11 protein-coding genes are annotated in these 12,449 nt (G+C 58.1%); 3 read left to right on the forward strand and 8 right to left on the reverse strand.

What is annotated here, in order from left to right; all coding sequences use genetic code 11:
• Window positions 1-25: 25 nt before the first annotated feature.
• Both PSH88_RS09280 and PSH88_RS09285 read left to right on the forward strand, forming a co-directional pair.
• Window positions 26-595: a hypothetical protein gene (locus PSH88_RS09280; RefSeq protein WP_305425924.1), complete on the forward strand. Its 570-nt coding sequence runs from the start codon at window positions 26-28 to the stop codon at window positions 593-595.
• A gap of 50 nt (window positions 596-645) precedes the next feature.
• Entirely contained in the window at window positions 646-1,320 is a 675-nt protein-coding gene (locus tag PSH88_RS09285; RefSeq protein ID WP_305425925.1) for a MarC family NAAT transporter, read from the forward strand.
• A 291-nt stretch (window positions 1,321-1,611) separates the two neighbouring features.
• Here PSH88_RS09285 and PSH88_RS09290 read toward each other — a convergent pair whose 3' ends face one another.
• Both PSH88_RS09290 and PSH88_RS09295 read right to left on the reverse strand, forming a co-directional pair.
• Window positions 1,612-3,402: a bifunctional diguanylate cyclase/phosphodiesterase gene (locus PSH88_RS09290; protein WP_305483518.1), complete on the reverse strand. Its 1,791-nt coding sequence runs from the start codon at window positions 3,400-3,402 to the stop codon at window positions 1,612-1,614.
• Window positions 3,403-3,547: 145 nt separating this feature from the next.
• Window positions 3,548-5,629, reverse strand: coding sequence for a carboxy terminal-processing peptidase (locus PSH88_RS09295; RefSeq protein WP_305425926.1), 2,082 nt, complete (start codon window positions 5,627-5,629; stop codon window positions 3,548-3,550).
• 140 nt (window positions 5,630-5,769) lie between these two features.
• On the opposite strand from PSH88_RS09295, the gene PSH88_RS09300 reads away from it, so the two are divergent.
• Window positions 5,770-6,732 carry a zinc-binding dehydrogenase gene (locus PSH88_RS09300; RefSeq protein ID WP_305483519.1) on the forward strand — a complete coding sequence of 321 codons (963 nt, stop codon included), beginning with the start codon at window positions 5,770-5,772 and terminating at the stop codon, window positions 6,730-6,732.
• 120 nt (window positions 6,733-6,852) lie between these two features.
• Here PSH88_RS09300 and PSH88_RS09305 read toward each other — a convergent pair whose 3' ends face one another.
• The 6 genes from PSH88_RS09305 to PSH88_RS09330 all read right to left on the reverse strand — a co-directional run bounded on the left by PSH88_RS09305 (window position 6,853) and on the right by PSH88_RS09330 (window position 12,197).
• Entirely contained in the window at window positions 6,853-7,506 is a 654-nt protein-coding gene (locus PSH88_RS09305; RefSeq protein ID WP_305425929.1) for an HAD family hydrolase, read from the reverse strand.
• A gap of 34 nt (window positions 7,507-7,540) precedes the next feature.
• Window positions 7,541-8,530 (reverse strand): ABC transporter ATP-binding protein, encoded by a 990-nt coding sequence (locus tag PSH88_RS09310; protein WP_305425931.1) that lies wholly within the window; start codon window positions 8,528-8,530, stop codon window positions 7,541-7,543.
• Complete coding sequence (locus tag PSH88_RS09315) at window positions 8,527-9,327, reverse strand: ABC transporter permease (protein WP_305425933.1); 801 nt, start codon at window positions 9,325-9,327, stop codon at window positions 8,527-8,529. The genes PSH88_RS09310 and PSH88_RS09315 overlap by 4 nt, the downstream gene beginning before the upstream one ends.
• Window positions 9,314-10,159: an ABC transporter permease gene (locus PSH88_RS09320; RefSeq protein ID WP_370694681.1), complete on the reverse strand. Its 846-nt coding sequence runs from the start codon at window positions 10,157-10,159 to the stop codon at window positions 9,314-9,316. Before PSH88_RS09320 ends, PSH88_RS09315 begins: the two co-directional genes overlap by 14 nt.
• Window positions 10,156-10,962 (reverse strand): alkaline phosphatase family protein, encoded by an 807-nt coding sequence (locus tag PSH88_RS09325; RefSeq protein ID WP_305425935.1) that lies wholly within the window; start codon window positions 10,960-10,962, stop codon window positions 10,156-10,158. The genes PSH88_RS09320 and PSH88_RS09325 overlap by 4 nt, the downstream gene beginning before the upstream one ends.
• A gap of 170 nt (window positions 10,963-11,132) precedes the next feature.
• Complete coding sequence (locus PSH88_RS09330) at window positions 11,133-12,197, reverse strand: ABC transporter substrate-binding protein (RefSeq protein WP_305425936.1); 1,065 nt, start codon at window positions 12,195-12,197, stop codon at window positions 11,133-11,135.
• Window positions 12,198-12,449 lie beyond the last annotated feature (252 nt).

A 12,449-nucleotide genomic window follows, 5' to 3' on the forward strand; every position in this document is an offset into this window, starting at 1 on the left:
CTGCCAACAAAAGAAAAACAGGCCCATGAAACCGATTCCCTCCCTTGCCGTTGTAACCCTTGCCTCGATCATGGCCGCGATCGGCTTTACGGCCCATGCATCCGAGGTGCCGTTGGGTAGCCATTCCATGGAAGGTCACATCGTCACGCGGGTGCTGGCCGTTGATCCGGCGAATCATCAAGTCACCATAGAAGACGCCAACCAAAGCCCGGTATCCATCCAGCTCACGGAAAAAGCCAAGACCCTGAACAATTTGAAGGTTGGCGACAAGGTCGATATCCACGTTATTCGCTCGGTCGCCTATGTGCTCGACACGAATGTCGACGCTGCGCCAGGGGGCAGCAACGAATCAGTCCGTACCACCCAGCACAATCCTGATCCGGGCGGTGAGGCGGTTCGAAAGGTCAAGGTCACTTCAAAGATCACTCGCATTGACTTGAAAAAACATGAAGTGACCTTGCTTCCGTCGGAAGGCGAACTGACCGTCCTGAAGGTCGAGGACCCGCAGCTTCAGGCCAAAATGAAGAAGCTCCAGGTGGGTCAGACAATCAATGCCATCTACACCGAGGTCATGAAGATCAAAACCTCGCGTTAAGGTGCCTGACAAGCAAAGACCTTGAAGAAGGCTGCTACGGACGCTTCGATATGACAGATTTGTTGAATGCTATCGCGCTTGGATTACTGGCGTTACTGCCACTGACCAATCCGCCTACAACAGTGGCTTTATTTATCGCCCTGAGCAAAGGCCTTACCCAAAAAGAAAAAAACCAACAGGCGCTTGCAACTTCGCTCTATGTTTTTCTCATCATGGCACTGACCTATTACATAGGTGAGTTTGTGATGGACGCTTTCAACATTTCCATTCCAGGCTTGCGAATGGCAGGCGGTGGCATTCTCATAATAATGGGCTTGAAGATGCTCTTCCCGCCGCCTGTCCAGGCTTCTGCTGCCGCCAACAGCCCAAAGGAACAGGCTAGTTTCGCCTTCATTCCGCTGGCCATGCCCAGTACTGCCGGGCCAGGAACCATCGCGATGATTATCAGCGCTTCCGCGACCATTAAGCACAGCACGTTATTTCCAGCCTGGGTGCTATTAACCGCGCCGCCGTTAATCTTCTTGTTTACTGCGATTATTCTCTGGGTCTGCCTGCGCAGCTCAGGATTAATCATGAAAATAACAGGGGAGTCAGGCATTGATGCGATATCACGCCTGATGGGCTTTCTACTCGTATGCATGGGTGCTCAGTTCGCCATAAACGGGTCGGTAGAAATAGTACAAACCATCATTGACAATAACTTTCATTTACCCCGCCCTCAGTAGCTCAATCTCCAGGCTACGGGCGGCTAAAACGTGGGTGTCTGCTACCCTTGGTTTTGTCATCGAGGTCGGTTGTTTTCACTCCCTGACATTGATCCAGCCTGCTCAAGCCTGCCTGACCACATGAGGTGGGGCGATGCGCACTTCTCTAATGGAGAAAATCAAGCCAGGCTTCAGCGAAGCCTTCCGCCACGTTTGCTTTTTTGAGCGAAATTTTTGGGCGGGGTCTTCGGGCGGCGCCTAGTGATGGATTAGTCCTGGAATTGTGTGGTACCCGCGAAGGCGTCAGATCAATCAGCGATGCCCAATGAGCAGTTCTTCTTCAGGTCCGGACACCGCCAGGCTATCAATTACATGCACGCTATACCCCGGCACATTCTTCGCGTGGTGTTTGGCCTGTGATGCCATCTCTGCCAATTGGCTCGCGTCGAGTTGTCCGCAGGCCTGTGGATGCAGATGCACCACGCCGATGGACAGGGACAGTAACGGGAATTCCTGCCGCACACCCTGGCGGTTGGGGGCGATGAAGCAGCCGGCTTCGAGGTGTTCGCTGCGGTAGAAGCGTCGGCATTGGCTGTGGAAGTCGTCCAGCAACTGGTTCAGGCGTTTGCGCCAGTCTTCCGGGCCGAGCACCAGCAGGAAGTCGTCGCCGCCGATATGGCCGACGAAGTCGCGGGAAGGGTCGATGCGGTCGTTCAGGCATTGCGCCAGGCACAGTAGGACTTCATCCCCGCGACCGTAGCCGTAGATGTCGTTGAAGGGTTTGAAGCTGTCGATGTCCACGTAGCAGATCATCGATTCCCGTTCCTGTTGCAGCAGGCGTGTCAGGCATTGCTGGATCGGCACGTTGCCCGGTAGCAGGGTCAGCGGGTTGGCGTAGCGGGCTTGCTGGATTTTCAGTTCGGTGATCAGCTTGAGCACGTCGATCACTCGGCCAAGCCCCAGATAGCCGCCGTTGAGGGTGATGATGAAGTCTTCTTCGATACGCTGGCGGGCGCGGCTGGTGATCAGGCGGCTGACCTGTTGCAGCGACTGGCTCAGTTCCACGGCGAGGAAGTCGTCGCTCATCAAGCGGCTGATGGGCTTGCGGGCGAACAGGTCGGTGGCAAAGGGCTTGAGCAAGGCATCCGAGAGCGAATGACGGTGGACAATGCCGCAGGGCTGGCCTTGTTCGTCGAGCACCGCCAGGGAGTTCAGGTTGGCTTGGCGGCGGAAGGCTTCCAGCACGGTGGCGGTCGGGGTGGCGCTGGTCACCGCCGGCTGGTCGTTGAGCAGGGCGCTGAGGTCACTGACTTCCTCATTCAGTATCGCGGCGACGCTGTTCGGTTTGGGCATCAAGGTTCGGGCATCTCGGGGCGGATGCTCTTGAGGCCGACAGAGCAGATAACCTTGCAGCAGATCAACGCCCATTTCAGTCAGTACGGCGAGTTCTTCCTGCAATTCGATGCCTTCGGCGATCACTTTTGCCCGCGAAGCCTTGGCGATCTGCAGGATCGAGCCGACGAATTCACGCTTGAGCGCGTCCTGATGAATGCCGTCGATAAAGTGCCGATCGATCTTGACGTAGTCCGGGCGCAATTCAGACCAGAGCCGCAAGCTCGAATAACCGGCACCCAGATCATCCAGCGCAATAGAAAAGCCCATCGCCCGATAGTGATGCAGGGCGTTTTGCAGCAACTGGAAATCGTCGGTCGGGGTCTGTTCGGTGAGTTCGATCACCACCTGGCTCGGAGGTATGCCGAAATCCTGCAGCAGTTGCAGGGTGCGTCCGGGTTGGTGGGCGGCTTCGAGCAGGGATTCCGGGGATACGTTGAGGAAGAGTTTGCCGGGCAATTGCTGTTCATTGAAGCGGCGGCAAGCACTTTGACGGCAAGCGATTTCCAGTTCGCTGAGGCGACCGGCCTGGCGGGCTATCGCGAACAGGGCGACAGGGGAGTGCAGTGGGCTGTTGGAGGGGCCACGGCTGAGGGCTTCGTAACCGATGATGCGTCGTTCAGAGAGGGAAATGATCGGTTGGAACAGGCTGTGCAAACCGCTTTGAGTCAGTATCGAGCTCAAGGCACTCAGCTGTTCGGTCGTGGTCATGGCGTTCTCTGGCGATAAAAAAAGGACTGGGCGTGCTCTCGTTAAAGAGCACGCCCAGTCCTGTATTTCACGACAGAATGATGACTGTTTGATGACGCTCCGGGGAGCGTCAACATTAAATTGCCATCATCTTGCTTGTAACAACTTAGTGCTTGGCAACCGCGGTGTTGAGTTTCAAGTAATCCAGCAGAATCCGCCCGGTCTCGCTCAGATAAGCATCGTCTTCTGGCTTGGTCTTGTCCTGCTCGACCGCGATGGCATCTTCGTCTTCTTTCTTCAGCTCTTTGAGCGGCTCTTCGCCCTTGGCCTTGCGACGGATGTTTTCCATGGCCAGTTGCTTGGCTTCGATATCGGCGTGTTGTGCACGACGGTCGGCTTCATTGAGGCTGACGGTTTTTTCGCTCATCAACTTCTGCGCCAGGGCCAGTTTGTCGCGGATGAACACGAACTCCGCGTCCTTGGCCGTGCGCACGTCATGCTCGGACTTGAGCTGCGTGATGTACGGTTTGAACGGGTCAAGCGCAGGCTTGATGGCCGCACGAATGGTGTCCCATGGCATGGCTTCCGGCAGGGCGCTTTCACCGATTTCCTTGGTGTCGATGATCGACGGGTAATCGATGTCCGGCAGCACGCCCTGATGCTGGGTGCTCTGACCGGAAACCCGGTAGAACTTGGCCAGGGTCAGTTTCAGTTCGCCATGGTTGAGCGGCTGAATGGTCTGCACGGTGCCTTTACCGAAGGTCTGGCCGCCGATGATCAGCGCGCGGTGGTAGTCCTGCATGGCACCGGCGAAGATCTCCGAAGCCGAGGCGGACAAACGGTTGACCAGCAACGCCATCGGGCCTTTGTAGAATGCGCCCGGGTTTTCATCTTCCAGCACATCGACCCGGCCGTCGGCGTTACGCACCAGTACGGTCGGACCTTTATCGATGAACAGACTGGTCAGCTCGGTGGCTTCCTGCAAGGAACCGCCGCCGTTGTTGCGCAGGTCGATGACCACGCCGTCGACCTTGTCTTTCTGCAACTCGGTCAGCAGCTTCTTGACGTCGCGGGTGGTGCTCTTGTAGTCCGGATCGCCAGCACGGAAGGCCTTGAAGTCCAGATAGAAGGCCGGGATCTCGATAACGCCGAGCTTGTAGTCCTTGCCATCCTGCTTGAGGTTGAGGACCGACTTCTTCACCGCCTGGTCTTCGAGTTTCACCGCTTCGCGGGTGATCGGCACGATCTTGGTGGTCTGGTCGTTCGGCGCATTGCTGGCCGGAATCACTTCCAGGCGCACCACGGTGCCTTTCGGACCACGAATCAGTTTGACCACTTCGTCCAGGCGCCAGCCGACCACGTCGACCATTTCTTTGTTGCCCTGGGCCACGCCGATGATCTTGTCGGCCGGTGCAACCTGTTTGGTCTTGTCGGCCGGGCCGGCAGGCACCAGGCGCACGACTTTCACTTGATCGTTGTCGCTCTGCAACACGGCACCGATGCCCTCGAGGGACAGGCTCATGTTGATGTCGAAGTTTTCCGCGTTATCCGGCGACAGATAGTTGGTGTGCGGGTCGTAGGACATGGCGAAGGTGTTGATGTACGCCTGGAAGATGTCTTCCGGGCGGGTCTGGTCCAGACGCGACAACTGATTCTTGTAACGCTTGGTCAGGGTTTCCTGAATCTGCTTCGACTCTTTGCCGGAGATCTTCATCCGCAGCACTTCGTCCTTGACGCGTTTGCGCCACAGGTCGTCCAGCTCGGCGGTGGTCTTGAGCCAAGGGGCATCCTTGCGATCGACCAGCAAGGTTTCCTTGGCGGTGAAGTCGATCTTGTCGACGCCTTTGTTCAGCTCGGCAAGGGCAAAGTCCAGACGCGCCTTGACGCGGTCCAGGTAGCGCTTGTAGATGGTGAACCCGGCGTTCAGGTCGCCGCTTTTGAGGAAGTCGTCAAACTGGGTTTTCCATTTGTCGAATTCGGCAATATCGCTGGCCATGAAGTAGCTGCGCGATGGGTCCAGCAGCTTGATATAGCTGTCGTAGATGATCACGGAGCGTGCATCGTCGAGCGGTGGCTTGCTGTAATGGTGACGCTTGAGCAGTTCGACGACGTTCAGACTGGCGATGACTTCGTCGCGATCGGGCTGAAGCTTGTCCCAGCTGTTGGCTGCGAACGAATTGCTCGACATCGGCAAGAGACCGAGACCAATGACAAGAGCGAGGGCGGTGCTGGGGAAAAAATGCTTCATGCTGATTCGACGCGGGGACAATTGATCACGCATATTAGGCCGTCTTTGAAGTCGCCGGTTCCCACAAGGGCCGGTCGCATAATGCAAGAAAGCCCGGCGCTATAGCTTCGGGCTCAGTCCAGACTCACTATGGAGGCACTGTGAAAGCATTGCAAGGCGTTGAGGGGCGAGTGGAGTGGGTTGAGGAGCCGAGTCCTACGTGCGATGTAGGACAAGTTCGTATCCGAGTGGCGGCAGCGGGACTCAATCGAGCCGATTTGTTACAGAAAGCGGGCCTGTATCCGCCACCGCCGGGGGCCAGTCAAGCACTGGGTCTTGAGTGTTCGGGGGTGATCAGCGAGGTCGGTCCGGGCTCGTCCTGGCAGGTAGGCGATCGTGTTTGCGCCTTGCTGGCCGGGGGTGGGATGGCCGAAGAGGTAGTTGTCGACGGACGGCATGTGCTGCCAGTTCCCGAAGGTTTGTCCCTGGCCGAGGCGGCAGCGTTGCCGGAAGTGTATGCGACCGTTTGGCTGAATTTGTTTCAGCTAGCCGCGCTCAAGCCGGGTGAGAAAGTTCTCCTGCACGCCGGGGCCAGTGGAATCGGTTCAGCTGCCATTCAGCTGTGCAAGGCGTTTGGTAACCCGTGCTGGGTCAGCGTCGGTTCTGCCGAGCGTCTGGCTTACTGCGAAGCGTTGGGCGCACAGGGTGGCGTAGTGCGTAATGGCGATCTGGATAGCTTGAACGATCTTGGGCCGTTCGACGTGATTCTCGATCCGGTGGGTGGCAATTACGCGGCGTTGAATCTCAAGCTGCTGGCTCGCGATGGTCGATGGGTGCTGATCGGCTTGATGGGCGGTCGTGAGGCGCAGCTGGATCTGGCGCAGGTACTGGCCAAGCGTGTGCAACTGTTGGGGTCGACCCTGCGCAGTCGCGACGAGCAGTTCAAGGCCGATTTGTTCAGCGATCTTGGCCAGCACGTCTGGCCGCTGTTTGCCGAAGGGCGTTTGAGCCCGCAACTGGCCAGGACATTTGCGATCAAGGATGCCGAAGCCGCGTTTGCGGAACTGGCGACCAATAAGGTGTCGGGGAAGTTGGTGCTGGTGATCGACGAAAGCCTGACCTGAGACTTGGTACGGCGCAATCTTTGTGGGAGCGTGGCTTGCCCGCGATTCAGGCGGCGCGGTGTGTCAGTTAAACCGCGTCATCGTTCGTCGCGGGCAAGCCACGCTCCCACAGGTTCTCCGTTACTTCCAGATATGGATCGGCCAGCCGGCCTTTTCGGCATGTTCAAGCAGCACCGGGTCCGGATTCACTACGTGTGGGAAATCCACCTTCAGCAGCAGCGGCAAGTCATTGCGTGAGTCGGAATAGAAACTCGCACCTTCCAGGTTTTCCTCTTCCGCATCCAGCCATTCCAGCAACCGGGTGATCTTGCCTTCGCGGTAGGTCAGGGTGCCGACGGTATTGCCGCTGTACACCCCATGCGCCACTTCCAGCTCAATGGCGAGAATCTCGTCGATGCCCAGACGGTCGGCAATCGGCTTGACCAAATGCGTGCCCGAAGCCGAGATCACCAGGATCCGGTCGCCGGCCTTGCGGTGGGCGGCGATGGCTTTGGTGGCGTCGCTGAAGATGATCGGTTCGATGAAGTCTTCTACCCAAGGCGCCACCAAATGCTCGAGCTCTTCCGGGGTACGGCCGATCATCGGCTCGAGGCTGAAGGCCATGTAGTCCTCCATGGCCAGGTGGCCCCTGCCATAGGCATCCATCAATTCCTTGTCGCGACGCAGGAAGGATTCGCCATCGACCCAGCCGAGACGGGCCATCTGTTCGCTCCACAGCGAGGCGCAGTCGCCGTGGATCAGGGTTTCGTCCAGATCAAAAATTGCCAGGGCCATCAGTGCAGTTCTCTCTTCAACATCAACGAAGTCATCAGGCTACCTCACGCAGGGCCGTCGGATCGATGGAAAGTGCCAAACGCTGACCATCGGGATGCAGGTCGGCCGCCGAGCGGTTCAGTACATCCACCACCAATTCCACGCCCCGGGCCTCGACCCGATAGCGAATCACGTTGCCTAACAGGCTGTGGCTGCGGACTTGGGCATCGAGTTCGCCATTGAGGCTCAGTTCGATGGCCTCCGGGCGAATCGCGAGGCGATGGGTGATCGGTCGTTGCAACAGTTTCGTCGCGCTGTCGGGGTCCAGCAGGTTGTAGTTGCCGATGAAGCCTGCGGCAAAAACATCGACTGGCGCGGTGTAGAGGGTTTCGGCATCGCCGCTTTGTACGATCTTTCCCTGATTCATCAGGAAGATTCGGTCAGACATGGTCAGGGCTTCTTCCTGATCGTGAGTGACGAAGATCGTGGTCAGACCGAGTTCGCGCTGGATCTGACGGATCTGTTCGCGCAGGTGCTTGCGAATCCGCGCATCCAATGCCGACAGCGGCTCATCCAGCAACAACAACCGAGGCCGGGTCACCAGCGAGCGAGCCAGGGCGACACGCTGGCACTGGCCACCGGACAGTTGATGCGGGTAACGGGCGGCGAAGTCGTTCAGCTCCACCAGACTCAGTACTTCGGCGACGCGCTTGTGACTGTCGTCGGCGTTGACCTTCTGCATGCGCAAACCGAAGGCGACGTTCTGCTCCACGGTCATGTTCGGGAACAGTGCATAACTCTGGAACACCATGCCGATCCCGCGTTTTTGCGGGCTCAGCGGAACGAGGTCGTGACCCTCCAGCAGAATCTTGCCGCCGTCCACCGAGGTCAGCCCGGCGATGCAACGCAGCAGGGTGGACTTGCCGCAACCGGACGGGCCGAGCAGGGTGACGAATTCACCTTTCTTGATTTCGCAATTGATGTCGGTAAATACAGGTGTGCCCGCGTAGCTTTTTTGAAGATGTTGGACGCTGACGTAGCTCATTCGCTTTTGTCCTTGTTCAAGATATTGGCTGCCCAGGTCAGAACCAGCACAAAAAAGAAGTAGGAAATCACCACCGCGCTGGTGAAGTGGCCGCTGCTGTTACGCATGTTGTTGAGGTAGACCTGCAAGGTTTCGTAGCGGGTGCCGACGAGGATGTTGGCGAACACGAACTCACCGAACAGGAACGAGAACGACAGCAGCAACGCCACCATCAGGCCCTTGCGCAGGTTCGGCAGCACCACCAGGAACGCCGCTTGCCAGGTGCTGGCGCCGAGCAGTTGCGCAGCGTCCATCAGGTCGCGCAGGTTGATCGCTTGCAGGTTGTTGGTAATCGCCCGGTACATGAACGGCAGCGCCACGGTGAAGTAGCAACCGATCAGAATCCAAGGCGTGCCGACCATCGCGAACGGCCCCGAACCGTAGAGCTGCAACAACCCCACCGACGACACCACTGGCGGCACCGCGAAGGGCAGCAGGATCAGGATATTCATCAACGCGTCGAGTTTTGGGAAGTGGTAATGCACCACGAACAGCAGCGGCAAAATCAGCACCACCGACAGAATCAGCGAGCCGACGCAGACCAGCAACGATTGCCCGAACGCGTCGAGAAAGCGCGGATCGCTCCACAGCTGGATATACCACTTGAAGGTAAAACCGCTGGGCATGATCGTCGCGGACCAACTGCTGGATATCGAGTAGATCAGCGTTCCAAGCAGCGGCAACAGCAGAATGGCAAACAGCAAATACGCCACGACGCGGTGATAGACACCGACGGGGCCCAGTTCAGCGCGAGACATGGTAGCTCCTCTTCAACAGCAGCTGATGCACGATGGTCACCAGGGTCATCAACGCCACCAGCACCACGGCCAGGGCGCTGGCCAGGTTCGGGTCGAGGGAAATGTCGCCGGAGACCATCGCCGCAATGCGGATCGGCAACACGTTGAAGTTGCCGGTGGTCAGGGCGTAGACCGTGGCGTACGCGCCGAGGGCGTTGGCCAACAGGATGACGAAGGTGCCCAGCAGCGCCGGGGTCAGCACCGGCAAACCGATGTGCCGCCAGAATTGCCAGCCGTTGGCGCCAAGCAACGCGGCGGACTCACGCCAGTCTTCGCGCAGGGCATCGAAAGCCGGGTAGAGCAGCAGCACGCCCAGGGGGATCTGGAAGTAGGTGTAGAGAATGATCAGCCCGGTTTTCGAGTACAGGTTGAAATCCTGAATGATCCCCGCCTGTTTCAACATGATGGTGAAGGTGCCGTTGAACCCCAGCAAAATGATGAACGCGAAGGCCAGGGGCACGCCGGCGAAGTTGCTGGTCATGTTGGCGAAGGCATTGACGAAGTTGCGCAGTTTCGAGTCGACCCGGCGCAAGGAGTAGGCGCCGAGTACGGCGATGATGATGCCGAACACGCTTGACCAGAAACTGATCTCGAGGCTGTGCTGGATCGCCTGCAAATAGAACTTCGAATTGAAGATTTTGCTGAAGTTGGCCAGGCCCCAGCCGAACTCTTCCGATTCCAGGCTGTTGATCATTACCCAGAGCAGCGGGGCGATCTGGAACACGAAGAAGAAAATCGCGAAGGGCACCAGGCACAGAGCGGCCAGCCATTTACCGCGGGTCATGGCGTTCATTTGAGCAGCTCCCGGCACACAGGTTTGTCGTGGGGTACGCCCAGCAGTTCGCAGACGGTGCCGCAGATTTCGGTCTGTTTCGGTGCGGCGGTTTTGTTGAAGCTGAAGGCGTCGCCGAGGACGAACAGCGGCACTTCGCGTTCTTCGGGCAGCAGGCCGTTATGGGAGCGGTCGTTGTTCATGCCGTGGTCGGCTGTCACCAGTACTTGGTAGCCGGCATCGAGCCAGCCTTGCAGGTAGTCGGCGAGGATGATGTCGGCCGAGCGGGCGCTGTTACGGTACTGCGGGGTGTCGAGGCCGTGTTTGTGCCCGGCATCGTCGATATTCATGGGGTGGACCAGTAGAAAATTCGGCGCGTGGCGCAGGCGCAGGTTTTCGGCGTCGGCGAACAGGTGCGAGTCCGGGTAGTGGTCGCTCCAGTAGAAATGACCGTGCTGGATCGGCAGTTTGGGGTCGTCGGTATGGCGATCCCGGGCGGCCACGAACGGCGAACGGTTATACAACTCGCTGACCCAGTGATAGGCCGCGGCGGCGGTTTTCAGGCCGGCGTCGGTGGCGTAATGGTAGATGCTGCGCTGGTTGGACAGGCGCGAGACGTTGTTGTGAACGATGCCGCTGTCGATCGGCGTAACGCCGGTCAGGATGCATTCGTAAAGCGGTCGGGACAGGGCCGGCAGTTCGCACTCCAGCTTGTAGAGTGCCGCGCGTCCTGCGCCAACGTAAGCCTGCAGATGCCCCATGGCGTGGCGCGCGACTTCGTAATTGAGGCCGTCGAGCACGACAAGGATGACGTTGTGCTTCATAGGGCTGGGACTCCGCAAAACAGTGAATATCGTCAAACCTGTAGGAGCGAAGCTTGCTCGCGAAGGCGGACTGTCAGCCAACATCAATGTTGAATGTCAGTCCCTCTTCGCGGGCAAGCCTCGCTCCTACAATGGATCTCCATCAGATCCCCGAATGGGGATCTACCGTGTTACGGCATATTGATAATGACTTCTTCCTGCCACTTCTGCGGCAGCGCTTTGGAGGTCTTTTCCCATGCGTCGGCGTCTTTGATCGGCGTAACCTTTTTGTACTGCTCGTTAGGCAGCAGCTTGGCCTTGACCTCTGCCGGCAGAGTCAAGTGCTCGGCGCGGATCGGACGGGCGTTGCCTTTCGCCAGGTTGATTTGGCCGGCATCGCTGAAGATGTATTCGCGGGTCAGCTTGGCGGCGTTCGGGTTCTTCGCGTATTTGTTGATGATGGTGGTGTAACCGGAAATCACCGAGCCATCGGATGGAATCAGCACGGTGTAATCATCCGGATTCGCCATCTTGGCCTTGTAGCTCAGACCGTTGAAGTCCCAGACCACACCGACTTCGATTTCACCTTTTTCCATGGTGGCGATCGTCGGGTTGGCCATGGACAGCCGGCCTTGCTTGGCGATGTCAGCGAACAGCAACAGGGCTGGCTGAATGTTTTTCTCGTCACCACCGTTGGCGAGGGCGGCGGCCAGTACACCGTTGGCCGCCTGGGCCGCGGTGCTGACGTCACCGATAGAGACTTTGTACTTGCCGGTCTTGAGGTCGGCCCATTTGGTCGGTGCTTCAGAACCGTGCAGCAGCTTTTTATTGATGATGAACGCGATGGTGCCGGTGTAGGCCAGCGCCCAGTTACCGTCCTTGTCCTTGGCCCAATCCGGAATCTGTGCCCAAGTGGTGGGCTTATAAGGTTGCACCACGCCCTGCTTGACCGCGATCGGGCCGAAGGCGGCACCGACGTCGCCGATGTCGGCGCTGGCGTTGTCTTTTTCGGCGGCAAACTTGGCGATTTCCTGGGCCGAGCTCATGTCGGTGTCGATGTGTTTCAGGCCATATTTCTTGGCCAGGTCTTCCCAGGTGCCTTTCCAGTTGGCCCAGTCATCGGGCATGCCGACGCTGTTGACTGCGCCTTCCGCTTTCGCAGCGGCTTCCAGGGTTTTCAGATCATCCGCCGCCATGGCGGAGGTGCACAGGGCAATGGTCGAGCCTAACAGTGATGCCAGGAAAAACTGTTTCATCCGAAGCTCCTTTGGGCGTTTTCAACGCTGCGATTGCGGTTATGTTGGTCTAGGTCAGCAATACCTGAGCCAATTTAGGCGGGTTGGATGACATTTTGATGTCGACGACCGGTCGGCCTGAATTTTCTGCGCTCGGATACGCGGGGTGCGAGATAAGCGTAGACCATGGCTAAAGAGCTGATATGAAAGGGACTTGGCCATGAAATTGCAGGTGTCTGACGCAACCGTTCGGCGGCTTTGTCATCTGCCAGT

The organism is Pseudomonas wuhanensis (assembly GCF_030687395.1).
Taxonomy (GTDB): Bacteria; Pseudomonadota; Gammaproteobacteria; order Pseudomonadales; family Pseudomonadaceae; genus Aquipseudomonas; species Aquipseudomonas wuhanensis.